We start from the raw sequence: 22,365 nt of genomic DNA, 5'->3' as shown, positions 1-22,365 counted from the left end.
CTGCAGCGCTGAAAGGAGGGCTGAGCGATTGCCTTTACGAAATTTTTACGTCTGAAGCCGTGCTGACGGCTTGCAGAGTCCGCAACCAGTTCTACGCTGGACAGACCAGTGAAAAAAGTACCGGTTTAAAAACAATAAAAGGCGAATAAAATGATTCTAAGTGAGTTTATGCTGAAGGTGAACCGCTGGCCTGACATGCATTTCACAGCAATTGAAAGCGAGCAGCGCGAGGCCGGCATTGAGATTTATGCCCTCGACTTCTCAAACCAGACCAAAAGCCGGCTGCTGATTTACCGCACGCCGGACGCGCAGCATGCGGCGGCCATGATGACGCATTTCCGCACCTGGCTTGAAAAGGCCAACCGCGGCAGAACCCTGCGGCAGGAAAAGGCTGATGTGCCCGCGGCCGTTATGGCCACGCAGCTTCCGCCTCACCGTGCCGCATCCTGTTAATCATACGGGGCCTGCGGGCCCCTGTTCTGTTCCTGCGCCTCAGACGGCCTCGCGGGTTTCCGGCCAGGCCACGGCCGCCCCCTCTGCGGTGAACAGCGCGCCCTGGAAATCAGTGACCCCTGCCGCCTCCAGCCACATCCACTCTTCCGGCTGCTCGATGCCCGCCGCGATGACGTTAATCTCCAGCGCAGAACAGCAGCGCAGCACCGCGTGCACCACCGCCTGGCGGGGTCCGCTGCGGTGAATATTGCGCACGATCGCGGCGCCGATGCGCACGCGGTCCGGCTGAACGTGCGCCAGCAGAGACAGCCCGGCGGAGCCGTCACCGAAGTTATCGACAGAGAGGCTGATGCCGGCCTGCTTCAGCTGCCGCACCGCTGCGGAAAATGCTCCCAGCTGAGAAATCACCTCCGTCTCGCTGACGCCCAGTATGATTTGCTGCGGCACCAGTTCAGCGCTGTCGATGGCGCGGACAATCCGGCCAACGGCATCCGGAACGGATATCAGCGTCCCGGGCAGAATGCTGAGGTAGAGCATCATGTCGTCAGGGCATGACCTGCCGGCTCTGTGCAGCGCCCCGGTGACCGCAGCGAGATTATGTACGTACATCGCATCGCCGGAGAGCCCCTCCGGCGCATCATCGGGTATGGCCTCAAGGGCCGTGACCTCACGGCCGAGCGGGTCGACCACCGGGCGGAAGGTCACGCCCGCGGCGGGGGCCGGTGACCCGTTCTCATCCGGCACAAAGTCCCAGTAGTCGGCGGGCAGAACCTCAAAGTAGTTTTCTTTCTCCCGGGCCTCCACGAAGGTTCGCAGAAACTGCAGGCCGCGATCGTCATAGGTCAGGCGGTACTTAGAGGTGCCGCGGTCAAGCACCGCCTGCAGCACGCTGCCGCGGGGGTGATGGCGCAGATCGAACAGCTCCATGCCGTGGTTGCCGAAGCGCCGCGACGGCGAGTAGTCGCGCATCAGCTCAACCACGTTGTGATGGCGCCGGTCGGCGCAGATGCGGGCGTAGATGTCCAGCACGCCCTGTTCCGGGCCCTCCAGGATCTGGAAGAAGTGCGTGCCGTTAAACAGCAGGATGCCCGTCACCTGATGGCGGGCGTTGAGCAGCGTTGCCTTCTCCACCATGCCCGGCAGAATGCTGACGGGCACGTCATCGGCGAGGTGGCTCCGGTAAATTATGGTTGTAAGCATTACAGGCTCCGTATTGCCGCAGATTGTCACGGTCACCATAGCAGCCGGCCGAGCTTTCTCAAACCGGACCGGTAGCCGGGTCTGGCTCGTACCGGAGCTTTACGGGTCAGCGCAGGCTGCACCGCGCAGAGGTATCAGCGGGCAGGAATCAGAATGCTACCTGTGAAACCTCAGAAAGAACGGTGACGACCTTATGCGACGGCTGTCAGCGCATCAGCGTTGCTGACCAGCCGCCGGTCGTCGCCGGTCAGCATAATGGCCTCACCGCGCTCCAGGTTCAGGCGGAAGTGGTCGCGCATCGCTGCACTGATGCCGTTACCGCACCACATCAGGTGATGGTCGTGGTGCCTCAGGGCGCTTGCAGGGATGCCGCTGCATGCATCATTAACCTCCACCCTGAACCCCTGGCCCGTCAGCCGGATGGCTTCCATCCAGATTTCCGTGCTGTCCGTGACGCTGACCGCCTCCAGAAACAGGGGAATGGTGGCACGCCTCGCTGACGCCGAAGCCATCAGGCTCCACTGCGCCAGTACGGCCGCATGGAAGCGCCCCTGTCGTTCCGTGGCGCCTTCACTGGCGTCGCTGCGCAGCCACAGATTGAGCGGCCGCAGGTAGCGGTTGACGAAGTCGTCGGTACAGTAGTCCGTGGCCATCATGCGCATTTCCCGGCGCACGTCGTCATCGGTGTGGCGGTGGAGCAGCTGCAGCATATCCTCCTCGCGGAACGTCCAGCCGCCCCTGAGCGCCAGCCCCGGCCAGCGCAGCGTCGCGTGAATGTCAAACAGCGTATTGCCTCCGGCGGTCAGGTCCAGCACGCGCAGCGCACACGCCAGCTGGGCGTCCGAGTACCCTTCTTTTGAGGGCGGGGATATAAGGCCTGCCCGCCGCCAGCGTCGCAGGGTTTCAGGCAGTACGCCCACGATACCGCAGACGGTATCAGTTGTATGGAACGGCATAAATTGCGTCCGTGAGGGGAGAAAGCCTGTCTGGCAGGGCCGGAGGTTTAACTGCGCGGGCTTGAGAGGAACTCGTCGCGCGGAGAGACTCATTACCACACTACCTGATATAAGTTATTACGGATACGGCTAATTTCAGAATAAACTCCGGGCGCTTTCACCATCCGCGACTACAGTGTGACGTGAGGCTGTCATCAACGTGAAACGGAGGTAGTAAATTTGTCTATTCAACACGACGGGAAAGGGCACGTCATTATTGGCGAGGCGGCACTGAGCCTGGCGCTGGGCGAAAAGGAAATAAGCGTGCAATCGCTTATTGCCGAGCTCGGACACATGGCGGAGGCCGGCGGCAGCGATAACCGGCTCACTGAAATATCCGAAGCCAGAAGCTGGCTGAAGAGCTTCCACGAGCCGGAGCAGGCCGTCCGGCACGTGCCGTACCTGCAGACCCTTGCGGGCCTGAACGACGAGAAGAACTGACGCCAAAGGACGTAGTCCGGCTCTGGCCGGAAGACGACGATGAAGATGACCTCAGCGGTCGCGCTCAGGCGTGTACCGGCCGGAGAACCTGTCAGGGACGACACTCTCCGCATATCCCGCGCTTAAATCGCATCAGAAATTAATTCCACCGTTATATATTCAGGCATACATTGCTCCTTTTATCATGGAAGGAGGCCGCTTATGTGGCAGTTTTATTATCTGCTCAGAATGGAGCAGCAGGACCAGCTGCACGTGAAGGGCTGCGTGTGCCTTGAGGACCACCCGGAGCGTCAGTTCCTGGGCTCGGCCGTGAACTACCGGCACGCGTATCAGATTGCGTCACAGCAGCTGAAGATGCGGGCCTGCATCTGCCGCCTGTGCGTGGACGACAGCATGACTGAAGCGCGGGACGCCTCGCTTTCACCGCCCGCGTAATGAGCGGTTTTTACGCTTAAGTCACAGACCGGATATTTGTTCACCTCCCGGTACCGTCACGCGGCTAAACTTAACGTTACCCGATAACGGGTGACGGAGGTAACCATGGCTGACCGTAACGAAAAAAATGTGAAGGATGGCAAAGACGCCGACCACAGCAAGCTGCCCGCGGGCAACAAAAAAGACACCAGGGACAGCGATACCATGAAGCAGAAGGGCGGAAAATAGCATGTCTGACCAGCCGATGCCTGACGACGCGACCCCGATGCCGGACCACGAGCCGGCGCCTGGTCATGAAGATGAGGTACCGGGCGGCGACAGAGACATCCCGCCCGACCGGGGCGCCACCCCGCTGATTTAACCGCCTCTGGGCGGTTTTTTTTGGTGCTTGTATCTGCGCGCCGCTTATCGCGATACACTGTGTATATCCCCAATAAGCGGAGCGCACCTGAAAACCGAAAATGAAATACAGGAACTGATGCACGAAGCCATCGGGCTGGCCATCAGGCAGGTACTGCACAGGGGCGGGACAGTCAGCCCGCACGAACTTATCGGTGCGCTCTGGCGCCTGAAGGAGTCCGGCTCCGATATGGCCATGCGCGAGGCCTGCAGCCGGGCCATCCGGATTTTTGCCGCCAAACTTAACTGAAACAGCCCTGTCGCGCAGGCGTTATGAGGCCTGCCCGTCGGCATCGTCCGGCGTGTGACTGACGATAAGCTCCAGCACGCTTCGCAGCACCGCCTGTCTCTGCGCGTCACGCTCCTGCTCAAGGTCGTGAATGACGTGGATGATGAGCGTTTTGTTGGTCAGCCTTACGCCTGAGGCCAGAATCGCCTGTATTGCCTCTTCAAGCTCCTGACTTTCAGCCGCCAGCGCGTCGCCGATGTTCTGCAGGCGGGCGCGGATTGTGGTCACTGAGTTGGTATTTTTCATGCTGTGAAGGTCCCTGCCGGAGCATCCTGAGCGGATGACGGCGGTAAAAGTGGTGTGGCGGATTGTTATTGTGTGGCCGGCAGCGCTGCATCTGCAGAACGTACCCAATGACAGAGAAATTATAGGTTAAAAGGCGCTGGGGTGCGCTTCGTTAATGATTGCGCGCGCAGGCAGTCATCTTACGAGGTCAGCTAAAGGCGGACGCTGAGCGCCCGCTCCTGAAGGTTGTGGTTATCTCATTTCATCGTCATCATCAGCCTGCAGGCGAATGGTGGCCTCGCCGCCGGCAGTGTGGCTGTCTGCATCAGACAGCATCCATTTCTTACCGGCACCCCCGCGCGCACCGACGGTCCGGAAGTCGCGCAGCCAGCTGATGGCATCGCTGATGCGCCGGCTGCGGCTGCTGGTTTTCTCTGCTTTAAGCATAATGTCCAGCTCCGTCAGGAGAGCATCAACGGATATTTCCTCTTCACGCACGGCAAGATTGACTGCGGCTTCACCAATAACTGCGTGACCTGTCATGTCTTCGCTGTACAACACGTTTACACCTCGCTTAAGAAATGAATGAGAATAATTTTAACCACATCGTTATTATAACAAATGGCGGAGCGGAATTTAAATGATATGCATAGTTATCGGCTATGGATTAATAAGGATAAATAAATTGAATCTTTTCCTTTTATTATAAATGTCTGATATTTTTCTGATATATTGATGTTGTGTACTCCATCCTGAGAAAATATCTCTCACTCTGGCCTTCACCCGGGTAAGAGCAGGTAACTCGAACTGTCAGAAGCATGGTGCATGCGCTGCGCATCTGATTCCGCAAGGGCGCACCCGCAGGCAGACTGCTAAATACTGCTCAGGTGCAGTAAAGCCAGAGGATCTACGCAATGGTTTTTCTCCATAACAAGATTCCTGCAGAGAATATGTTCATTAACTCTCTCATTTATTTTTTCCGTCTCCAGTGACTGACTGATTGCCGAAGCGAAAATATGCTGCCACTTTTACACTGGCGCTGTGCTTAAATATAAATCTTTTTGTTCGAAGCGGCGCTTCCCGGACCTGGCGTCCTGTATATCCGATGTCACCTGACATTCAGTTAACCGGCAGAGGCGAGTCGTACGAGTTTATATTTAAGTGCCCGGTGCATAAAATAATTTAAGCCCCGGGAAGGGGCCGCACTGATATGGCCCCTGCGCATAGAGTTGCCAGAGCCAGTCATCCGCCTTACTTTAAACGTAAATATCTGACTTACTCAGGTTGCTCCTGAATCTCGATGCGGATAATCGTTAAAGGCTCGCCGCGGCTTCCCGTGGCGCAGTGCCGTTCTGCCGCGCGGATAAACGGGCTGCGGACTTCCAGCATGTCCGCAATTTCGCGGAGCTTTTCCGCCAGGCAGGAAGGGGAAACGGGAAGATAGGTCGGGGGCAGGGCTCTGGCCATGAGTAGTGACTCGCAGTTGTCTGTTATGTACATCATATCTTCGGCTGCCGCCCGATTTTCATGAGCGCAGTCATATTCGTATTAAAACATACAAAAAATGCATGCAACCTTCCTCCGCCTGTCAGGCTGCGCCGCGACTTCACCTTGGCGGGCCGCTTCTTCCGCAAGGCAGGCTTTGCCTCATGACTCACCCGTTCCCCACCGTTCGCGGGATATTCAGTCCGCTCAGGCGGCGCGTGCGGCTTCGTCCCTCGACCCTGCGTCCTGCGCCATAGCCCGGCTGCCGTGACGTCACGGCGCTGATGCCGTGCAACCTGTAGACCGGAGTGACCATGAATCAACCTCTCACCACTGGCCAGCTGGCCCAACAGCTGCTGCGCTTTGAACCCGGCACACCCTGCGTGGTGTACCTGTGGACAGCCGATGATTTCGAAGACGTGGCACCAGAGCTGACGCCCGATGAGGTGCTGGCCGATGCCTCGCTCGATACGGATACGAGTCTCAGCTGGTATATTCTGCGCCACTGCGCCGACACCATCCCTGCCGCACGGGTCGAAAAAGACCCTGCCTGATCATCATAAAACCTGAGGCGGCGGGACAACCCGCCGGACAGGTAATGAGAGCAATGACCGTACGGGAATTCAGGGCGCGGCTGGCCGCAGTCGGCGATGACGAGCTGTGCTGCGGCACCTTCTGGCTGGCAGAGGACTTTCTTGGTATTAACCCGACGATGACGCCGGATGAGATTGCGGCGGCCATGGAGTATGCCGAAGACCATCATGATGCAAACGAGGGATTTAACTGGTGGCATCTGGAGATGGCCATCGATGCCGTTTTGCTGGAGGGGGAGGGGAAATAGCGCTGCGCGGAGTGCAACTGCAGATCCTCTGATGTCGCCGGTCACGGCGGCATCACTGCAGGAATGAAAAAGGTTGTCGCTGCGCTCCGCCTTCATGCCGGCCTGCGGCCGGAAAACGGCGGGCGTAAAGTGCCGTGCCCTCACGGTAGCCGGGCGGCCTCGCAAACAAGGTAAGCTGTCGCCGGACTGCTCACCCGTTCCCCGCCGTGCGCGGGACATTCAGTCCGCTCCGGCGGCGCGTGCGGCTTGCGCATCCGCCCCTGTTTGCTCCGCTGTTCGCCCGTCTGTGTGGAGGTCACGGCACCACTACCGGTGCCCCCTTCATACACAGGAGCATCACTATGTCTCGATTCATGCACGGCGACAGCGTACAGGTTATGGGCGGCTTTCCGGACAAAAGCATTGATTTCATCCTCACCGATCCGCCGTATCTCGTCGGCTTTAAGGACCGTTCCGGCCGCTCGATTGCCAACGACGTGAACAGCGAGTGGGTCCAGCCGGCGAGCAACGAAATGTTCCGGGTGCTGAAAGACAACAGCCTGGCGGTGAGCTTCTACGGCTGGAACCGGACAGACATTTTTATGCAGGCGTGGAAGGCGGCCGGGTTCCGCGTGGTCGGCCACATCGTGTTCACCAAGCCTTACGCCTCAAAATCGGCCTTCGTCGGCTACCAGCACGAAAGCGCCTACGTGCTGGCCAAAGGGCGCCCGGCGCTGCCGGCAAAGCCGCTGCCGGATGTGATGCCGTGGGAGTACACCGGCAACCGCCATCACCCGACCGAAAAGCCGGTCAGCGCCCTCCGGCCGCTGATTGAGACCTTCACGCAGCCCGGCGCCATTGTTCTGGACCCGTTTGCAGGTTCCGGCTCGACCTGCGTGGCCGCCCAGGAGTGCGGGCGCCGCTGGATTGGTATCGAGCTGATGGAGCAGTACCACGCCGCCGGCCTGCGCCGCCTGTATGCCCACCGCGACGCCCGCGCGGCCTGATAACCGGAGAGAACACGATGAACGGTCACACTATGCACCCTGATAACGATGCACTGGCGGCCGACGTCGCCGACCTGGAAGAATCGCTGTATGAGTTCCACCTGCGCCTGCGCGACATGACCGCGCGCCACCTCTGGCAGGGCGCCAGCCGCGAACAGCGCATGACGGGCCTGCTGATTGAGGGGATCGATAGCGACCTGGTTGAACTCTACCGGCGCGCGGCCGTGATACAGAAACACCTGAGGGCGTGACTGATTAAAAAAAGAACGCCACTCTGCACCCCTGCCGGCGCACGGCAGGGCCGGTTTTATCCACAGGGTTCCGGGGCGGATATGCACCCCGGATGTGGACAAGGCGAAAAGGATGTTGCTGCGCGCCTCACTGATGCCGCCTGCGGCGGGGGAATAAAAACCGTGCGGTCTGCGGCCGGTACCGTGACTTCACTTTAGCCCGGCCGCTGCGTGTTCAAGAGCCGCAGGCTCGTCTCCTCGCCCGTTCGCACTCTCTCCGTCGCGCTTACTCCCGTCGCGCCTCCGCTCATGCTTCGCGTCTGCGCCGTCCGTAATCCCGCCTCCGTTCGCTTGCGCTGCGGCCTCGTCACCGCTCCTGAACACTCCGCTTTTCGCCGGGCTGTCATTCAGTCACGGCACAGGCCGGAACTGTTAACCACCCTGACTGCGGAGATTTCTGATGAAGACTGCTACCCCTGCCTTTGAGTCCGCGCGCGTCCCTGACGACTACGTGCGCCTGCGTTTCCTGCCCGCGCTGTTTGGCGACGATTTCATGCGCGCCGAAAACAACGTGTACCTGTACGCCGATCGTTACCTTTCGGACTACAACGGCGGCGTGTGGGACTTCGCGCAGCTGCCTTCCGGCGGTGGCTTCATGAAGCCCGCAGCGGAGGAAACGTGGCGCTTCGTTAACCCGGCAAACCACAGCGATGTGCGCCTGAGCAGCGAGGCGGCGGGCATCGTGATCACCTCACTGGTGCTGAACCACCGCAGCTGGATGTATGACCGCCATGATGACACGGAGCTGTGCGCGCTTTACTGCCGCCACCACCGCCAGCTGACCGACTACGCCTTTGCCCACCCGGAAGCCGCCGCGATTTTTGCCGCGCTGGACTGATTAATCAACGTGGGCGGCGAAGGCCGCCCCGCAAGGAGACAGAAAAAATGTACGGAACCGTTAACGCGCTTTGCGCACAACTGCTTCAGAAACACCGCGCCGACGAACAGATTGCACTGATTGTCTGGACGAAAGAGGATGTGCTGGCCGTGCTCGATGATGACAGTGTGCCAGAGAAGGTGGCTGCCGAAATTCTGAGCCAGTTCGACATGCTCGATGGCCACCATGAGTATGGTGTTGGAGGAGACGAGCTGAGGAGCATGCTGGATAACATCCAGCGGAGACATGAAGTCTGCGTGCCTGTCGCTTCGCTGATGCAGGTGCTGCGTGTGGCGGGAGATTTTATGCGGCTTGAGGACGTGCAGGGCGGAGAAGGCAGCGCCGCGCGCCTCTGGCCTCTTGAAAATGAGGCCATAAGAGAAGTCACCGCCGCGATGAAAAGATAATCCGGGGCAGGGCAGGGAAGCCCGTCGCCCCCTCTCAGGCCGCGAACCCCCCTGCCGCCTCCGGCGGCCTACGGGAGAGCTGCGCCTGGCGGCGCAGCCACCGCATAGAGTCGGGTAACGGTCTTGACCAGAGTGGCTTTGCTCGTTGTTATTTTGATTATTTATAGCGTGCCGGGTGACCAGAATTGCCGTTCTCTCACGTTTTATTCCGGCAGCAGTTTGTCTCTCCAGGCGCGCTGGCTGCTTCCGAACAGGACCGGCCAGGCAAGTCACCTTTGCTCAGATTATCCTACACCGCGCCCCCTGGCGCGGTTTTGCTTTGCGCTTTCTTTCAGCCCGAAACGGCAACACTACCGCCCTGCGGGCCGGGAAAACCGGTGCTGGCGCACCGGTCCTCTCCGCCCGGATGCGTACGGTCACAATCTCCAGATCCGGTTAAGCTTCTGTTTTTCTCCTGTCAGTTCTGATTTCCCGCCGCATAAAAATAAGCTTAAACAGCAACAGCATGGCCCCCTTCGGCTCCCCGGCAGGCCGGGTCGTCGAGCCCCACTTCGCTAACCGGCAAAGCCGGTAAGCTCCGCCGGAACGCGAAGGGCCGCGCTCCGTGCCTGACGGCTAGGGTCTGATGGCTGAGGTCAACGGCTGCAACCGGCTGGCGCCGGTGCGTTCACCGGGCGCGGTCGCGCCCTGCAAGGCCGTCACGCCGTTCCGTCGTTCCGGAGGTGTTCATGCTCATTTCATCCCGTGCGGCTGTTCTGTTCCGGCGGTCCACCGCGGAGGGCTTGTCGTAGCACAGTCAGATTCACTTCCGAAAGGGCACCGCTTCGCTGCCTCCTCACCCGTTCGCACTCGCCTGCGGCTCGCTTGCGCTGCGGCCTGCGGGGGCTCCCTTTCTCCGTTCACTGCCGGTGCTACTTTGCCCTTCGCCGCGATGAACTCACCGAAACATGGATAACAGCAACCGGGAGAGGAGTACCAGCATGAACACCCACAACGTCAACGTCAAAACCGCCGCTTCAGAATCTACCGAAACACGGGTGAAAACCCCGGTACGTCTCTGGCCCGGATGCCCTGACGATCTGATGCCATTTGTTGTCACCGTCAGCGGACGCAGTGAAGAGCAGGGCGAGGACGGGTGGCATACCGCAACCCTGACGCTGGGGCATGCCCGTACGATCGCGGAAGCGCTGGAGACCGCAGCGGCGGCGTGGCTCAGAAACGACTGGGACCCGCGTAACGAATACCTTGTTACTGACATGGGCCCGATCTTCTTCGAGCCGGAGACGCTGACTATCCTGGATGATTCCGGTCGCACGGTTCTGACGGGGGACGCGGACAGTCTTGTCTGGCATATGCCGCAGACAGAAACGGATGACGAAATGAACTGCGCATGGCTGGGGCATCCTGACGTGGCGGCCGCCGTGAGAGCCTTCGTGCGACCTGAGCGTAAACGCGGGGGGATCACTGAAACAACGGGTAAGCAGCCAGTAACCCCCGCGCTGAGGGATACCCCTGCCCCTGTCGCCATGCAGGTTATCCAGGAGATCGCGGCGATGGCAGAGAGAACGGAGCGCCCGGCACTTATCTGGGGCAACACGGACAGGGCCACGACGGCAGCTGAAGCGGTGTGGATATTTGCCCGTCGTACCGGGCTCGACGGTCGTGGCGATGAGGCGTTTACGGCAGTACAGGATCTGATCGCGAACCTGATGCACCTGTGTGAGCAGGAGGGGATAACCGGAGGCGAAGTGACTTTTGCGTCGCTGGTGAGCCAGGCAGAGACGCACTATCTGGCTGAACGCGATGAATAACGGCCTGCGCCAGCGATTATTCGCTGGGCGTAACAGGGCCGATCAGGATGTAGCTGCCTGCTGGCTGAAAAGCAGGTGCCGGGCACACTGATTTACTGACCACTGAAAGGAGACAGAACGATGAAAAAACAGAATGCCGGGATGGCCCCAGCGGGCAGTCGGTCAGAAATTCCCGGCCTGACGCCGGGGCTGGCAGACAGCCTTGCAGCCCTGACGGAGCTGGGAAAGCACCGCCTCAGCGCCAGCGAGGAGCACGAGCATCTGTGGTTCGCGCTGCACGATATGGCGCAGCAGATTGCCGATACCGTGCAGGACAGTGCGCTGCCGCTGTCCTCGTTCCGGGCGTGGATTATGGCAAGCCATATCGTGCACGCGCAGTTCGGCAGCCGGGGTGAGGTGGCCTGGGGGCGGGCGAGCGGCGCACTGGCGGCGCGCCTGACAAACATCAGCCTTCGCCACGCGCCCTGTAACGCACAGACGTAAAAAAGGCAGGGTTGCCCCTGCCTTCTCCACGGTCGCCAGTTTAGCGCCTGGCGACTACATCAAAACCAAAAAGCTCAGGAGAGTTATATGATTTTTGACCCGCAAATCGTCGCACAGGCGCAGGCGTTTGTAAAAGGCTTTAACAGCGGTCGCGGCGTGCGCGTACCGAAAATGACCTTACGAGACTGGCCGCACTTCATACGCGCTGTGCGGCAGGTGCTGGAGCAGCATTCATGAGCGTACAGAATATTCTGGCCCCGGAAATGGGCCAGCAAAAGGTGACCCAGTCCGACATCACGCGCGCGCTGGGCGATTTCTGTTTAATCCGCCTGGATAACGGTGACGAGGCTTTTTATTACAACGGATTCTGGCTGGCCAGCGCGGACGGCGAGAGTAATGAACCCTCCGTGCTGGGGCTCGCGATGCGCGCAGCGCGGGCAGGAGGCAAGCATCTGCGCTGCTTCGAGCTGCCGGTGCCCGAGGATAAAGAGTGGTGCTGGGATGACGTGGTCACAGCGCTGGCATGCTGCGCCATCACACGCGATCTGCGCGGAGAGCTTATTGTAACCGGCAGCGAAACCCGCCACGGGCGGGGCATCCACGTGTGTAACGATCCGCTGCTGAGCGGTATTAACAGCAACCTGTGGTTCCCGCTCAATCCAACTGAGAGCTGGTTCTCGGGCATCGAACGCGTGCTGATGATGAACGGCGTGGCGGAAAACGTGGTGCGCATTGACTCGCTGCGCGACTGCGCGGCGTACCACGACTGGAAGGTGGTGTATAACCGGAAAGTTACCCACTGAAGCGAAAAAGGGCAGGGGAGGATACCACCGGCCTCCTTTTACCGCCCGCAAGAGACTGCCGGGTGGAGTCCGCAGCCAGAGTAAAGGGTTCGGACAACCCAGGCGGTAAAACCCGGTGCTTACGCACCGGGTCTCCCTGTGGCTGTACTGTGTCCTGTGATCTGCTCTCTCTGCCCCGTCGATATCATCCTGCTGCTGTTTTCTTTCCCGTGACTTGCCCTGCTCTTACTGTATTTCTGCTGACTGCTCCTCTTAACCGTAACCATCATGAGGTCACGAACCATGGCCCCCTCCGGCTCCCCGGCGCGCCGGGTCGTCGAGCCCTGCTGCGCTAACCGGCAAGCCGGCAAGCTCCGCCGGACCGCAGAGGGACGCGTTCCGGGCCTGACGGCTGGGGTCTGATGGCTGAGGTCAACCCCCGCAGCGGGCCGGCGCCCGCGCGTTCACTGGCCACAAAAAGCCGTGGCCGCTGAGGCCCGGATCGGCAGAGCCGTCCGGGGTGTATTCGTGCTCATCTCCCCGCCGGTTGCGCATGTTCCGGCCAGCCCGTTGCGGAGGGCTTTTCGTAGCACCGCCGGTTCGTGCAGAAAGGGGTGAAGTGCACGCCGGTAAAAACTTTTTGCCAGAGGCCGCAAAAACTTTTTGCCGTCGCCCCTTTATGCCCTCTCTTAGCCGGTGCTCCTCTGCCCTTCGCCGCAACGAACTCACCGAAACATGGTTTCAGCAACCGACAACAGGAGAACCAGCATGAATACACATAACGTCAAAACCGCCGCTGCCGAATCTACCGAAACACGGGTGAAGGTCGGTGAAAACCGCGACCTCAGCCCGGCTGAATTTTTGGACCTGTACGGCTGGATCCGCGCAAACGGTGAGTTTACCGGTGTAGCGGGCGTGCAATGGGCGCGACTTGCCGCGATGGCGCTGATTGAGGAGCCCACCGAAGAGCCGGAGGCCCTGAAAATTTTTGTCCGGGACGGGTATCCCGTGGCCGTTCAGGAATACGACACCGGCTTTATCGTTACGCGCGAATACTACGACGCCGGGCAATAAGCCCGGTTACAGAATTAATTTTTTCACTCTCATTTATTTAAGGAATATTACTATGGTCCGTTTATCAACCCGCTACGCTGCCCCCGTTTCCGTCCGTAAAAACAACCCGCTGAGCAATGACGAATTAATGCGCGTCGTGCCGAGTGCATTTTCCGAAGAGAAACACGATTCGCGTTCAGATCGTTACACTTATATCCCTACCATTACGCTGCTGGATAAACTGCGTGAAGAAGGGTTTGAACCTTTTTATGCCAGTCAGTCGCGCGTGCGCGATCCTGAGCGTCGTGAGTTTACCAGGCACATGATCCGCCTGCGCCGTGGAAATAATAAAGGCGGCGAAGAAGTGCCCGAAATCGTATTACTGAACAGCCATGACGGCTCCAGCAATTATAAAATGATCCCCGGCATTTTCCGTAAGGTGTGCAGCAATGGTCTGGTGTGCTGGAAATCGTTCGGTGAAATCAGCGTGCCGCATAAAGGGGATATTGTGTCGCAGGTTATTGAAGGCGCTTATGAGGTGCTGGGCGTGTTCGATAAGGTGGAAAATAATATCGGCACTATGAAAGCGATTCAGGTCAACAACGAAGAACGCCGCCTGCTGGGGCAGCTGGCTCTGGAGTATAAATATGACGGAAAAGAGCCGCCAGTATCCGCTGAGAAAATTATTCAGCCGCGCGCCTGGTATGACAAAGGCACCGACCTGTGGACCGCATTTAATATCGTGCAGGAGAATCTGATTAAGGGCGGCGTCTCCGGAAGAACGGCAAAGGGAAAAAGGACCACCACACGACCGGTAACCGGTATTGATGGCGATATTAAGCTGAATCAGGCGCTGTGGAAAATGGCGGAGGAGTTCGCAAAGCTGAAATCATAACGGTCAGCCCCGGTAACCGGGGCTATTTTGAAACGGTGTTAACGTCCGCGCTGAGAAATCTTTCTGGCGCGGGCGTTTTTTTATTCTGCTGTGACATCGCGGCGTAAACCTCATCGCGGGCGATCAGCACGCGGTAAATACTTTTAATAATGGCCGCATATTCACGTCGCTGTTTTATCAGCTTCGGACTGGGTCCGGTGTTATACATCCCGACGCTGTCCCAGTTCCTGCCGTACTGCCTGAAGTTACGGGCCTCGATCCATGCGCCGGTGTAAATACATATGCAGGGATCTCTGAGTAACCTTTCCCGTGTAATATTAAAGCTTTTCAGCTGATTAAAGTGAGAGCTGTTGATCTGCATATTACACACGTCATGCGTTCCGCCGCTGCTTTTCGTATTCAGGGCGTTATTACGCATGCGCGACTCCTGTATTGAATGCGCCATCAGCAGGCGCGGATCAATACCAAAATCCTGACCGGCTTTTGTGAAGCACATTTCGGGAGCGGCCTGCGCGCTGAATACAGCGGCAAGCCCGAGAGCAGCAAACCATTTCATTCTGACAATCTCACGTGCGTGTGCATAATGCGCCGGGCGGGTTCGTGTGAAAAATACGCGCTCAGATCAACGGTTGCAAGATAATTCGTTACAGGCGCGCACGGTGCGCTGGCGGGCGGGTGACGAACATCATCCAGGATATAAAGAATTCAGGAAGATAACGTTAATTAACAAGCCGCTTCTGAGGGGTTATATTTCATCACACCCCACGCAAGATGTTATCTTGCTGATTTTTTGTTTTAGTTCATCATCTTACGATATTAGGATGATTATTTTTGAGTTGTAACTGCCTGTTTTGTCGTAGGTAACTACGACATGATGGTGTTGCTACCTACGATAGTGTATCGTCGCTTCCTACTACCTGTTGTCGTAGGTCACTACGATATAATGTCGTAGGAATGTTGATAATTATTAAAATCATATGTTTGAATGTCGCACAGTGTCATACCCTACGATATGGTGGTGTCACTGACGACTACCTGTATAGCCGCTACAGGTCAATAAAAATGCCCCAACACAGGACAGCGCTGGCTGACGGTACAGTGAAGAAGGTCAGCGCACGAATCGCTCAGAAAAATATGTTACTGGGTTAATAAGCCCTACAGGAGATAAAATAATGGGAAGAATGGGGATTTACGTCAAAGACAAAATCGAAAAGGAGATAAGAGATATTTATCTTCTTGACATCCAGAACGGTGCCAGCCCCGCTGATGTCAGCCTTTCTTCGACGTGCAATGAACTCCTACGGCTTGGCCTGATTATGCATAAAGCAAAGAACAAGGAAGATACCTTTAATCAGAGAGAATTTAATCGCGAAATTATCAGAAAAGTCAGCGGCAGTAAGGAGGGCATTATGATATTACTGACCATGATGACTGAAATGTATGTTAATTCGACAGGTGGGGGCGGGACCGAACGCATCGATACCCTGCTGAGTCAGTATCTCGCGGAAATAGATAACTCTGAAAATGACGCCGATAACCGGCATTTCGTCAGAAGTGAAGAAAACGGTCATAGTGATGAATAAAGTGATTTCTATTTCTGAGCTTAAGAAACCATTTATGCATGGTGACTGCTCGGGCGCATCCGGAAATATTAAAATTCTTTACGATGCTGAACAAATACATATGTAAGCAGTCAGACAGGTATCTGCATCTCATCCATGCGATACCTGATAAGTCTCATGCTTTAAGGTTGATGATTAAATTAATGCTTTGTCATCACCCGCGCCAGCAATGCAGGGTGATTTTTTATTACACCTATTTTTTCTGGAAGTAGTAGTCCTGATTTTCTGATGTGGTCAGGCTCAAAGGGTTTTTTCTGCTGACTTCTGCTTAATTACTTATTTCGTTAATTAGCTATGAAAGAAAATATCTCCATTTTATCAGGATTGAAAAAATTAACCATGAGTGACCTGACAAACAGGGGTGGAGAAATATTTACCAGGTCTGTGCGTCAGCCGTGATGAAGTTTTATATTAGTGTTGTCAGTGCTTGCCAGATAATCAGAGACAATAAAAAATAAATCTCATTTGAAATTAATAGTGAATTTATCGTGTCTGCGTTAAGCAAGGCATCATCCGTCTCGGCCCGTTTCTTTTCCCGTTATCGGATTCTCTGCTACCACCACTTTCTCCAGAATAAACTCGTCAAATAATATAGCCAGCTCTCGCAGCCTTCTGACCTCTTCGTTCTCCGGCAGCTGCTGCTCCGTTAAATAATTCAGCGAGGCCAGTAGGCGCTGCTGTATTTCCATGTTCACGCTGCGGCGGTTAAAGCGGGCACTGATTTCCATATCACGACGTAAATTCTCCGGAAAGCTGCTGCTGAAGGCCGTATTTTTTCCGGGGACGAACGGTTTCTTTTCTGCCTGTCTCATTTCATTCTGCTGAAACTCCGCCCGGATAATATCAAGACGCGACTGAATAAACTCATCGAACAGCCTGGCCAGCGCAACCAGCCGCTGTCCCTCGTCCGTTTTTATGACGTGACGGCGGGGTGAAAACTGCATCGACGTTATTAACCGGCTGATGATTTCATCGTTGGTGGTAAATCGCCGGACGCGCGCCGCCACGCGTAATTCCATCAGCAGATTTTCCGGCAGCCACAGTTTCCGGTACTGCATTTCACCGCGGGCATATTTACGCGGTCGTCCGCGCCCGTCGCTCATCTTTTCTTTTACTTTCATGCGTTATTACCCCCTTTCGAGGCCCACCCTGGACAGGCAGCAAGCGTACGCCACGGCCTTTCAGGATTAATCCTAAAAAAATGCATGAGAGCCCTTAAAAGTGTGATGTGCGTCACAGATTTTTTTTTTTTTGAGAAAATGTACACTTACGACGCGTTACGTCTGTTTACGCACACTGACATTTCTTTAACTCAAATCGAGGGTTTTACACATGAAAGTTGTCACGTCACACCCGGCACAGGTGCAGGGGTCTGCGGGAGCCTGCCCGGCGCTCAGCGAGGCGGCGCCACAGGAACATATCGGCATCACCCGTCGCGCCTTTAGCCTGCTTTCGCGCCACCGGGCGAACGTGCTGCTGATGGCGCTGGTCATTCTGGCCCTGGCACTGCCGCACCTGGTCCGCGCCGAAGACCTGCTCTCCAGCCAGAAGCAGGACGCCAAGGATACGTTTGGCCATGGCAGCACCGTCGAGTGGGGGTTGTACATCGGGGAAATCATCATTTCCATTATCACCTTTATCAAAACCCGCAACCCGGCGCTCTTCGTAGGCGGCCTGGCTTTCCTTATTGTTATCACCCGCACGTTCTTCGCCCTGGCCGGTTAATCCCGCATGGACAGGGACTCGCTTCAGTACCAGTTCCCGGAAACCCTCAATCAGCAGAAACGCCTTATCGGACTCCCCACAGAGGAGGCCGTGCTCATCCTTGCGTGCGCCGGCATCGGCCTGCTCTGCGACATGTTCATCATCATGCTGATTGTGGCCGCCGCGCTCTGGCTGCTGGTTCGCCACCTGAAGAAGGGGCAGGGCACCTGGTGGTTCCTGAACCTTCTTTACTGGTACCTGCCCACCGCGCTGCTCCGGCTGCAGTTCCGCCGCGTGCCCGATTCGGGCAACCGGCACTGGATGCAGTAACCCGCGCGCCGCCTCCGGGCGGCGCTTATTAAAAGGATAACGCTATGAAGTATCAGGTCCGGGAGGGGCGCAACCGGGTAATTATTCTGGCCCTGTGCGCGCTTTCGCTGCTCGTGTTTATTCTCGCCGCCGGCAACGTCGTCACCGGCGCGCTGGCGTGGCATTTCTGGAAAACGCAGAGGACGCAGACCATTCCAATGATGTTTGACCGCCCGTTTACCTCCGATTCCGCCTCCGGAGACGCGGCCTTAAACGGCATGCTGGTGCGCTCTTTCATTAACCTCCGCCTCTCCGTCACACCGGAAACCGTGGACAGCCAGCACGCCGCCCTGCTGCGCTTCGTTCCTGCGGAAAACCGTGACGACATGAAAAAGCAGCTTGCCGCCGAAGCCGAGTACATCAAAAAGAACGGCGTCTCCTCCGTGTTCCGCATCGATGATGAAATGACCGACACCACCACCGGCGACGTCATCGCACAGGGCACGCTGAGCGCCAGCACTATCAACGGCAACCTGAAGACTTCGCTTCCGGATGCGCATAAAGCCTACCGGCTCAGCGTGCACTACGTGGACGGCCTTATCCGCCTGACGGCCTTCCCAGAGGTGCCCTGGACCCAACCTGAACGCCGCCCGCAACAGGACTGAACCCATGAAAATGACCCTTTCCGCCATCGCCGTTGCCGGCGCGCTGGCGCTGCTGTCTGCCGCCGCGCAGGCTGCCGTGCCCGGACCGGCCGGTACGCCGTTTGAAAACAACGCGCACCTCAAGGCGCAGATGAGCAACACCAGCCCCAATAAAATCATCATCGACGGGGAGCTGATTACCGGCATCACCGGGCCCGAAAACGCCTATACGAAGGCCAACACCGCCGATGGCGCGCTGCTGATTACGCCCCTCACCGGGCAGGACTTTACCATCTTCCTGGAGACCGCCGGGGGCGTCGGCGTCTCGATAGACGTTTCCCCCAAACCCGGCAACGGCCGCACGCTGCACCTGATCCCGGCAGACGTGCCGCTGAAGTCCAACCCGGACGCGAAAGCGTGGGAGGAGAGCCAGCCCTTTCAGAAAACGCTGGTGAGCGTGGCCCGCAGCGTCGTGAACGGCGACGTACCGGATAACTACACAGAGGTGAAAGCCTCGCGCGGCCCGGCGTATAACCCGCCCGCAGGGGTACTGTTGATGCCGGAGCGCCAGCTTGCCGGCTCGCACCTGCGGGTGATGCGCTACCGCATGAAAAACACCGGCTACGTCACGCGCGCGCTCAGCGAAAAGCAGTTCTGGCAGAAGGGCGTGCGCGGCGTGATGCTGTCGACCCGTACCCTGTATGCAAACGGCGAGGGCTTCGTGTGGGTGATTTTCTCCACTGACGTGGAGGGCGGGTCATGAGCAACATCAATACCGCCACGCGCCGCCGCCAGTGGGTGATTGCCGGCGTGTCCGCTGCGGTCATGCTGGCGGTGGGCGGCGGCATCTGGGCCTACTCGCACCATCAGGCGGAGCTGAACCGCCCTGCACCGAAGGCGGCGCCGAACCTGACCGGCGGGCTGATTAACACCTCCTTTACTGAAGGCGTGGCCACTGCGGCGCTGCAGCAGCAGCAGAACAAGACCGCCGGCCTCGAGCGCGACCTCGGCACGCTGACCAGCTCGCTCAGAGACCAGAACAACGAGCTGAAAAAGCAGCTCAGCACGATGGCCGACGCCATCGCCCAGCTCCAGACGCAGCAGTCGCAGGGAAACAGGGCGCCGAACGGCACGACCGTGACGCCACCGGCGGGCACCCCGCCTGCTGGCGGTCCGGTTTCCGGCGGGCCGTCCGGACCGGCGCAGTGGAGCATCAATAACCCGGGCAGCGGTCCGTCAGCGGGGCAGGGGGCACAGTTCTATCCCGCGCAGGGACAGCCGCAGGGGCAGGGCTTCTACCCCGGCGCCGGCACGGTGCGTCCGGGCGGCCTGAGCCGCGACACCTTCACCTACGCCTCGCTCACCGACAAAAAGACGAAGCTGCCCTGGATTCCCTCCGGCTCCTTCTCCGAGGCGGTGATGATTGAGGGTGCCGACGCCAACGCCAGCGTGACCGGTCAGCAGAATACCTCGCCGGTGGTGATTACCCTGCTCGGTGACGTCTCCATGCCCAACGGGAAGACCTGGAACATGGGCCAGTGCCGCGTCACCGGGGAAATGTACGGCGATATCTCCAGTGAGCGCGGAGAGGTGCGCACCAGAAACATCAGTTGCATCCTCAAGAACGGCAAGCATATCGACATGCCGTTCGACGGCCACGTGTCCTTCCAGGGCAAGGTGGGCATCCGCGGCAAGCCGGTGATGCGTAACGGCGCCATCATCGCCAACGCCGGGGCGGCCGGCCTGCTGTCCGGCTTCGGTGAGGGCATCAAGTCCGCCGCCACGCCGACGGTGGGACTCGGTGGCAGCGCGTCAGTGGGCGCGGGCGACATCTTTAAACAGGGTATCGGCGGCGGTGCGAGCAAAGCGGCGGACACGCTGAGCCAGTACTGGATTAAGCGCGCCGAGCAATACCACCCGGTGATTGATATCGGGGCCGGCAACGCCGTGACCGTGGTGTTCCAGCAGGGCTTCCGCCTGGAAACCATTGAGGACGCCGAGGCTGAGAAGGCGAAGAAAGAAGCGCCGCAGCCGGTGGTGCAGCAGACCGCGGCGAACCAGCCCGTCAGCAATGGCGGCAGCAACAGCGCCCCGGTGTTAAACCCCGATGAAGTTCTGCGTCAGGCCAGCCAGCTGCGCCTCGGCGACACCATTAACTGACAGGAGTGGGAGATGGAAAACTGGTACGTGGCACAGACGAAGTGGGCGCAGGAAAAGTACGCACAGCAGCATCTTACAGAACAGGGCGTCACCTGCCTGCTGCCGGTGTTCTCCCGCGTCCGCCTGCGCAACGGCAGGGTGCGCGGCGTGACGCCGCAGCCGCTCTTTCCGGGCTACCTGTTTGTGCGCTTCGACCCGGAGGTGGTGCACACCACTGCCATCAAGGGCACGCGGGGAATTTCCACTCTCATCGGCTTTGGTGGCCTGCCGTCGGTGGTGCCTGACCGCGTCATCGCGCAGCTGGAAGCCGGCTGGGAGGGCGTCCCGCTTGACACGGACGCGCCGCTGGACGGTGACCGCGTGATGATTGAGGACGGTGCCTTTGAGGGGCTGGAGGCGGTGTGGTGCGAGCCGGACGGCTTGAAGCGCGCCGTTCTGCTGCTGACGCTGATGAACCGGCAGGTGCGCGTGCCTGTGGAAAGCCACCTGCGCTTTCACATCACCGCGCGCGGAGCGGCAGCATGAATAAACGCACCCGACGGGAGCAGCGCATCCGCCTCTGCGCGCTGCAGCTCCGCTACCGGAAAGCCTGGACGACGCAGGCGAGCAGCTGCCAGCTGGCGGCGATGCTCACTGAAATTGAGGCGATTCAGCAGTATCTGGCCACATACAGCCAGGCGCAGGAGGCTTTATGCAGATGAGCTTTCAGCGACTCGCACTTTTCAGCGTACTGGCCTGCTTCACCGCCGGTATCACGCTGATGCTGCATCAGCTCTGCTGAGTTATTCCCGTCCGATATAAGCATCACTGTGCCTTCACCAGGGCCACCCGCAGTACCCGGCATTATCACCGTTCCATTCATCTAATCAGCGCGGCGACACGGCCGCCAATGAGGACCACCCCATGCAAAAACTTTTTGCGTGCGCACTGCTGTGCGCTGCGCTCACCGGCTGCGCCGGCATGAACTCTGACTTTGACTGTAATAAAACCGCCACCGACCAGTGCCTGTCGATGTCCGATGCCAGCCGACTCGCCTCGAAAGGGAAAAGCCTGGACGATCTGACCGCGCAGAAGGAGGCCGGCCCAAAGCCTGCGGCTGAGGCGCTGGCGACGCCCGGCAACGTGAAAGCCGCCGTTAACCCATACCGCCCCGTGAGCGTGGCGACACTGACACCCCGGCCTGTCTCCGGTCAGGCGCTGAGTGCCGACAGCCTCCGCGCGTCCAGGGTGCCGGCTCGCACAACCGCACCGGTTGTGCCGGGGGACTACAGCGGACCGGGACAGGTGGACGCCCGCCGCATCCCGGACGCCACGCAGCGCCTGTGGATAGCGCCGTGGGTCGACGAGCAGGACAGTTTCCATCAGCCTGCCGTGGTTGAGTTCGTGAAGCAGAAATCACGCTGGGATGAAGACTTCCGCGTCATCAGCGAGGGGGAATAATGAAAAAGAGATTTACTTTCTGCGCTGCGCAGGGGCAGCCAGCGTCCGTAGCGTCTGCGGCCGCACTGCATCACCGGGTCTGGCCCGGGATGCTGATAGTGGATGTGCCTGCTTCTGGACAGGTCGTTGCATGGAGTCA

33 protein-coding genes are annotated in these 22,365 nt (G+C 58.6%); 26 read left to right on the top strand and 7 right to left on the bottom strand.

Annotated features, from left to right (window positions below; all coding sequences use genetic code 11):
* The first annotated feature begins 150 nt into the window (after nt 1-150).
* Nucleotides 151-453 carry a hypothetical protein gene (locus tag F3J38_RS26365; protein ID WP_045816985.1) on the top strand — a complete coding sequence of 101 codons (303 nt, stop codon included), beginning with the start codon at nt 151-153 and terminating at the stop codon, nt 451-453.
* Nucleotides 454-492: 39 nt separating this feature from the next.
* Here the strand turns inward: F3J38_RS26365 and F3J38_RS26360 are convergent, their stop codons facing one another.
* The gene (locus tag F3J38_RS26360; RefSeq protein WP_167144128.1) at nt 493-1,653 is read right to left on the bottom strand and encodes a diguanylate phosphodiesterase; all 1,161 of its coding nucleotides are present in this window, start codon (nt 1,651-1,653) and stop codon (nt 493-495) included.
* A 191-nt stretch (nt 1,654-1,844) separates the two neighbouring features.
* Complete coding sequence (locus tag F3J38_RS26355) at nt 1,845-2,609, bottom strand: MerR family transcriptional regulator (RefSeq protein WP_167144126.1); 765 nt, start codon at nt 2,607-2,609, stop codon at nt 1,845-1,847.
* Between the two features lie 219 nt (nt 2,610-2,828).
* Here F3J38_RS26355 and F3J38_RS26350 point away from each other — a divergent pair, with 219 nt between their 5' ends.
* The 4 genes from F3J38_RS26350 to F3J38_RS26340 all read left to right on the top strand — a co-directional run bounded on the left by F3J38_RS26350 (nt 2,829) and on the right by F3J38_RS26340 (nt 4,173).
* Nucleotides 2,829-3,089, top strand: a complete 261-nt coding sequence (locus tag F3J38_RS26350) for a hypothetical protein (protein ID WP_045816976.1) — start codon at nt 2,829-2,831, stop codon at nt 3,087-3,089.
* A 201-nt stretch (nt 3,090-3,290) separates the two neighbouring features.
* Entirely contained in the window at nt 3,291-3,524 is a 234-nt protein-coding gene (locus F3J38_RS26345; protein ID WP_167144124.1) for a hypothetical protein, read from the top strand.
* A gap of 105 nt (nt 3,525-3,629) precedes the next feature.
* A complete protein-coding gene (locus F3J38_RS28300; protein ID WP_255463842.1) occupies nt 3,630-3,752 on the top strand; it encodes a hypothetical protein in 123 nt (40 codons plus the stop codon).
* Between the two features lie 250 nt (nt 3,753-4,002).
* Complete coding sequence (locus F3J38_RS26340; RefSeq protein WP_240156081.1) at nt 4,003-4,173, top strand: hypothetical protein; 171 nt, start codon at nt 4,003-4,005, stop codon at nt 4,171-4,173.
* A gap of 21 nt (nt 4,174-4,194) precedes the next feature.
* Here F3J38_RS26340 and F3J38_RS26335 read toward each other — a convergent pair whose 3' ends face one another.
* The 3 genes from F3J38_RS26335 to F3J38_RS26325 form a co-directional block, all read right to left on the bottom strand.
* Entirely contained in the window at nt 4,195-4,458 is a 264-nt protein-coding gene (locus F3J38_RS26335) for a biofilm development regulator YmgB/AriR family protein (protein WP_167144122.1), read from the bottom strand.
* A gap of 231 nt (nt 4,459-4,689) precedes the next feature.
* Nucleotides 4,690-4,998 (bottom strand): hypothetical protein, encoded by a 309-nt coding sequence (locus tag F3J38_RS26330; protein WP_167144121.1) that lies wholly within the window; start codon nt 4,996-4,998, stop codon nt 4,690-4,692.
* A 714-nt stretch (nt 4,999-5,712) separates the two neighbouring features.
* Nucleotides 5,713-5,940 (bottom strand): hypothetical protein, encoded by a 228-nt coding sequence (locus F3J38_RS26325; RefSeq protein WP_240156080.1) that lies wholly within the window; start codon nt 5,938-5,940, stop codon nt 5,713-5,715.
* 296 nt (nt 5,941-6,236) lie between these two features.
* On the opposite strand from F3J38_RS26325, the gene F3J38_RS26320 reads away from it, so the two are divergent.
* From F3J38_RS26320 to F3J38_RS26265, 12 genes are all read left to right on the top strand, one after another.
* The gene (locus F3J38_RS26320) at nt 6,237-6,476 is read left to right on the top strand and encodes a hypothetical protein (RefSeq protein ID WP_167144119.1); all 240 of its coding nucleotides are present in this window, start codon (nt 6,237-6,239) and stop codon (nt 6,474-6,476) included.
* A gap of 53 nt (nt 6,477-6,529) precedes the next feature.
* Nucleotides 6,530-6,763 (top strand): hypothetical protein, encoded by a 234-nt coding sequence (locus F3J38_RS26315; RefSeq protein ID WP_167144117.1) that lies wholly within the window; start codon nt 6,530-6,532, stop codon nt 6,761-6,763.
* A gap of 341 nt (nt 6,764-7,104) precedes the next feature.
* Nucleotides 7,105-7,749: a DNA methyltransferase gene (locus tag F3J38_RS26310; RefSeq protein ID WP_167144115.1), complete on the top strand. Its 645-nt coding sequence runs from the start codon at nt 7,105-7,107 to the stop codon at nt 7,747-7,749.
* 17 nt (nt 7,750-7,766) lie between these two features.
* Nucleotides 7,767-8,000, top strand: coding sequence for a YubE family protein (locus F3J38_RS26305; RefSeq protein ID WP_167144113.1), 234 nt, complete (start codon nt 7,767-7,769; stop codon nt 7,998-8,000).
* A 439-nt stretch (nt 8,001-8,439) separates the two neighbouring features.
* On the top strand, nt 8,440-8,877 hold the full coding sequence (locus tag F3J38_RS26300; protein ID WP_167144111.1) for an antirestriction protein: 438 nt from the start codon (nt 8,440-8,442) through the stop codon (nt 8,875-8,877).
* A gap of 47 nt (nt 8,878-8,924) precedes the next feature.
* A complete protein-coding gene (locus tag F3J38_RS26295) occupies nt 8,925-9,323 on the top strand; it encodes a DUF1380 family protein (protein ID WP_167144109.1) in 399 nt (132 codons plus the stop codon).
* Nucleotides 9,324-10,303: 980 nt separating this feature from the next.
* On the top strand, nt 10,304-11,134 hold the full coding sequence (locus F3J38_RS26290; protein WP_167144107.1) for a hypothetical protein: 831 nt from the start codon (nt 10,304-10,306) through the stop codon (nt 11,132-11,134).
* A 120-nt stretch (nt 11,135-11,254) separates the two neighbouring features.
* Nucleotides 11,255-11,617 (top strand): hypothetical protein, encoded by a 363-nt coding sequence (locus tag F3J38_RS26285; RefSeq protein WP_167144105.1) that lies wholly within the window; start codon nt 11,255-11,257, stop codon nt 11,615-11,617.
* Nucleotides 11,618-11,704: 87 nt separating this feature from the next.
* Nucleotides 11,705-11,854, top strand: coding sequence for a succinate dehydrogenase flavoprotein subunit (locus F3J38_RS26280; RefSeq protein WP_167144103.1), 150 nt, complete (start codon nt 11,705-11,707; stop codon nt 11,852-11,854).
* Complete coding sequence (locus F3J38_RS28225; RefSeq protein ID WP_240156079.1) at nt 11,851-12,420, top strand: hypothetical protein; 570 nt, start codon at nt 11,851-11,853, stop codon at nt 12,418-12,420. Before F3J38_RS26280 ends, F3J38_RS28225 begins: the two co-directional genes overlap by 4 nt.
* Nucleotides 12,421-13,167: 747 nt before the next feature.
* Nucleotides 13,168-13,473, top strand: coding sequence for a hypothetical protein (locus tag F3J38_RS26270; protein ID WP_167144101.1), 306 nt, complete (start codon nt 13,168-13,170; stop codon nt 13,471-13,473).
* Nucleotides 13,474-13,525: 52 nt separating this feature from the next.
* Complete coding sequence (locus F3J38_RS26265; RefSeq protein ID WP_167144099.1) at nt 13,526-14,347, top strand: DUF932 domain-containing protein; 822 nt, start codon at nt 13,526-13,528, stop codon at nt 14,345-14,347.
* 22 nt (nt 14,348-14,369) lie between these two features.
* Here the strand turns inward: F3J38_RS26265 and F3J38_RS26260 are convergent, their stop codons facing one another.
* Entirely contained in the window at nt 14,370-14,903 is a 534-nt protein-coding gene (locus F3J38_RS26260; RefSeq protein ID WP_167144097.1) for a lytic transglycosylase domain-containing protein, read from the bottom strand.
* Nucleotides 14,904-15,519: 616 nt separating this feature from the next.
* On the opposite strand from F3J38_RS26260, the gene F3J38_RS26255 reads away from it, so the two are divergent.
* Complete coding sequence (locus tag F3J38_RS26255; RefSeq protein WP_167144095.1) at nt 15,520-15,930, top strand: relaxosome protein TraM; 411 nt, start codon at nt 15,520-15,522, stop codon at nt 15,928-15,930.
* 548 nt (nt 15,931-16,478) lie between these two features.
* On the opposite strand, the gene F3J38_RS26250 is transcribed toward F3J38_RS26255, so the two are convergent.
* On the bottom strand, nt 16,479-17,090 hold the full coding sequence (locus F3J38_RS26250) for a hypothetical protein (protein ID WP_167144093.1): 612 nt from the start codon (nt 17,088-17,090) through the stop codon (nt 16,479-16,481).
* Between the two features lie 211 nt (nt 17,091-17,301).
* Here F3J38_RS26250 and F3J38_RS26245 point away from each other — a divergent pair, with 211 nt between their 5' ends.
* The 8 genes from F3J38_RS26245 to traV all read left to right on the top strand — a co-directional run bounded on the left by F3J38_RS26245 (nt 17,302) and on the right by traV (nt 22,226).
* Complete coding sequence (locus F3J38_RS26245) at nt 17,302-17,694, top strand: conjugal transfer protein TraA (RefSeq protein WP_167144091.1); 393 nt, start codon at nt 17,302-17,304, stop codon at nt 17,692-17,694.
* Nucleotides 17,695-17,700: 6 nt separating this feature from the next.
* Nucleotides 17,701-18,003, top strand: coding sequence for a type IV conjugative transfer system protein TraL (gene traL, locus F3J38_RS26240; RefSeq protein WP_167144089.1), 303 nt, complete (start codon nt 17,701-17,703; stop codon nt 18,001-18,003).
* 44 nt (nt 18,004-18,047) lie between these two features.
* The gene (locus tag F3J38_RS26235; protein WP_167144087.1) at nt 18,048-18,647 is read left to right on the top strand and encodes a TraE/TraK family type IV conjugative transfer system protein; all 600 of its coding nucleotides are present in this window, start codon (nt 18,048-18,050) and stop codon (nt 18,645-18,647) included.
* A gap of 4 nt (nt 18,648-18,651) precedes the next feature.
* Entirely contained in the window at nt 18,652-19,389 is a 738-nt protein-coding gene (gene traK, locus F3J38_RS26230; protein WP_167144085.1) for an F-type conjugal transfer protein TraK, read from the top strand.
* Complete coding sequence (gene traB, locus F3J38_RS26225) at nt 19,386-20,786, top strand: F-type conjugal transfer pilus assembly protein TraB (protein ID WP_167144083.1); 1,401 nt, start codon at nt 19,386-19,388, stop codon at nt 20,784-20,786. Before traK ends, traB begins: the two co-directional genes overlap by 4 nt.
* Nucleotides 20,787-20,798: 12 nt before the next feature.
* Nucleotides 20,799-21,311 (top strand): transcription/translation regulatory transformer protein RfaH, encoded by a 513-nt coding sequence (gene rfaH, locus F3J38_RS26220; protein WP_167144081.1) that lies wholly within the window; start codon nt 20,799-20,801, stop codon nt 21,309-21,311.
* Entirely contained in the window at nt 21,308-21,487 is a 180-nt protein-coding gene (locus F3J38_RS26215; RefSeq protein ID WP_167144080.1) for a hypothetical protein, read from the top strand. The genes rfaH and F3J38_RS26215 overlap by 4 nt, the downstream gene beginning before the upstream one ends.
* Before the next feature lie 202 nt (nt 21,488-21,689).
* The gene (gene traV / locus F3J38_RS26210; RefSeq protein WP_167144077.1) at nt 21,690-22,226 is read left to right on the top strand and encodes a type IV conjugative transfer system lipoprotein TraV; all 537 of its coding nucleotides are present in this window, start codon (nt 21,690-21,692) and stop codon (nt 22,224-22,226) included.
* Nucleotides 22,227-22,365: the final 139 nt, after the last annotated feature.

Origin of the sequence: Candidatus Pantoea formicae (genome assembly GCF_011752625.1) — a bacterium.
Taxonomy (GTDB): domain Bacteria; phylum Pseudomonadota; class Gammaproteobacteria; order Enterobacterales; family Enterobacteriaceae; genus Pantoea; species Pantoea formicae.
Note: the sequence above shows the minus strand (reverse complement) of the source record. Positions and strands in the feature narration are given on the sequence as shown.

What these genes read in the sequence shown, in the direction of transcription:
- F3J38_RS26365 (WP_045816985.1), top strand. Translation starts at nt 151, where the DNA reads ATGATTCTAAGTGAGTTTATGCTGAAGGTGAACCGCTGGCCTGACATG.
- F3J38_RS26360 (WP_167144128.1), bottom strand. Translation starts at nt 1,653, where the DNA reads ATGCTTACAACCATAATTTACCGGAGCCACCTCGCCGATGACGTGCCC.
- F3J38_RS26355 (WP_167144126.1), bottom strand. Translation starts at nt 2,609, where the DNA reads ATGCCGTTCCATACAACTGATACCGTCTGCGGTATCGTGGGCGTACTG.
- F3J38_RS26345 (WP_167144124.1), top strand. Translation starts at nt 3,291, where the DNA reads ATGTGGCAGTTTTATTATCTGCTCAGAATGGAGCAGCAGGACCAGCTG.
- F3J38_RS28300 (WP_255463842.1), top strand. Translation starts at nt 3,630, where the DNA reads ATGGCTGACCGTAACGAAAAAAATGTGAAGGATGGCAAAGACGCCGAC.
- F3J38_RS26340 (WP_240156081.1), top strand. Translation starts at nt 4,003, where the DNA reads ATGCACGAAGCCATCGGGCTGGCCATCAGGCAGGTACTGCACAGGGGC.
- F3J38_RS26335 (WP_167144122.1), bottom strand. Translation starts at nt 4,458, where the DNA reads ATGAAAAATACCAACTCAGTGACCACAATCCGCGCCCGCCTGCAGAAC.
- F3J38_RS26325 (WP_240156080.1), bottom strand. Translation starts at nt 5,940, where the DNA reads ATGATGTACATAACAGACAACTGCGAGTCACTACTCATGGCCAGAGCC.
- F3J38_RS26320 (WP_167144119.1), top strand. Translation starts at nt 6,237, where the DNA reads ATGAATCAACCTCTCACCACTGGCCAGCTGGCCCAACAGCTGCTGCGC.
- F3J38_RS26315 (WP_167144117.1), top strand. Translation starts at nt 6,530, where the DNA reads ATGACCGTACGGGAATTCAGGGCGCGGCTGGCCGCAGTCGGCGATGAC.
- F3J38_RS26310 (WP_167144115.1), top strand. Translation starts at nt 7,105, where the DNA reads ATGTCTCGATTCATGCACGGCGACAGCGTACAGGTTATGGGCGGCTTT.
- F3J38_RS26305 (WP_167144113.1), top strand. Translation starts at nt 7,767, where the DNA reads ATGAACGGTCACACTATGCACCCTGATAACGATGCACTGGCGGCCGAC.
- F3J38_RS26300 (WP_167144111.1), top strand. Translation starts at nt 8,440, where the DNA reads ATGAAGACTGCTACCCCTGCCTTTGAGTCCGCGCGCGTCCCTGACGAC.
- F3J38_RS26295 (WP_167144109.1), top strand. Translation starts at nt 8,925, where the DNA reads ATGTACGGAACCGTTAACGCGCTTTGCGCACAACTGCTTCAGAAACAC.
- F3J38_RS26290 (WP_167144107.1), top strand. Translation starts at nt 10,304, where the DNA reads ATGAACACCCACAACGTCAACGTCAAAACCGCCGCTTCAGAATCTACC.
- F3J38_RS26285 (WP_167144105.1), top strand. Translation starts at nt 11,255, where the DNA reads ATGAAAAAACAGAATGCCGGGATGGCCCCAGCGGGCAGTCGGTCAGAA.
- F3J38_RS26280 (WP_167144103.1), top strand. Translation starts at nt 11,705, where the DNA reads ATGATTTTTGACCCGCAAATCGTCGCACAGGCGCAGGCGTTTGTAAAA.
- F3J38_RS28225 (WP_240156079.1), top strand. Translation starts at nt 11,851, where the DNA reads ATGAGCGTACAGAATATTCTGGCCCCGGAAATGGGCCAGCAAAAGGTG.
- F3J38_RS26270 (WP_167144101.1), top strand. Translation starts at nt 13,168, where the DNA reads ATGAATACACATAACGTCAAAACCGCCGCTGCCGAATCTACCGAAACA.
- F3J38_RS26265 (WP_167144099.1), top strand. Translation starts at nt 13,526, where the DNA reads ATGGTCCGTTTATCAACCCGCTACGCTGCCCCCGTTTCCGTCCGTAAA.
- F3J38_RS26260 (WP_167144097.1), bottom strand. Translation starts at nt 14,903, where the DNA reads ATGAAATGGTTTGCTGCTCTCGGGCTTGCCGCTGTATTCAGCGCGCAG.
- F3J38_RS26255 (WP_167144095.1), top strand. Translation starts at nt 15,520, where the DNA reads ATGGGAAGAATGGGGATTTACGTCAAAGACAAAATCGAAAAGGAGATA.
- F3J38_RS26250 (WP_167144093.1), bottom strand. Translation starts at nt 17,090, where the DNA reads ATGAAAGTAAAAGAAAAGATGAGCGACGGGCGCGGACGACCGCGTAAA.
- F3J38_RS26245 (WP_167144091.1), top strand. Translation starts at nt 17,302, where the DNA reads ATGAAAGTTGTCACGTCACACCCGGCACAGGTGCAGGGGTCTGCGGGA.
- traL (WP_167144089.1), top strand. Translation starts at nt 17,701, where the DNA reads ATGGACAGGGACTCGCTTCAGTACCAGTTCCCGGAAACCCTCAATCAG.
- F3J38_RS26235 (WP_167144087.1), top strand. Translation starts at nt 18,048, where the DNA reads ATGAAGTATCAGGTCCGGGAGGGGCGCAACCGGGTAATTATTCTGGCC.
- traK (WP_167144085.1), top strand. Translation starts at nt 18,652, where the DNA reads ATGAAAATGACCCTTTCCGCCATCGCCGTTGCCGGCGCGCTGGCGCTG.
- traB (WP_167144083.1), top strand. Translation starts at nt 19,386, where the DNA reads ATGAGCAACATCAATACCGCCACGCGCCGCCGCCAGTGGGTGATTGCC.
- rfaH (WP_167144081.1), top strand. Translation starts at nt 20,799, where the DNA reads ATGGAAAACTGGTACGTGGCACAGACGAAGTGGGCGCAGGAAAAGTAC.
- F3J38_RS26215 (WP_167144080.1), top strand. Translation starts at nt 21,308, where the DNA reads ATGAATAAACGCACCCGACGGGAGCAGCGCATCCGCCTCTGCGCGCTG.
- traV (WP_167144077.1), top strand. Translation starts at nt 21,690, where the DNA reads ATGCAAAAACTTTTTGCGTGCGCACTGCTGTGCGCTGCGCTCACCGGC.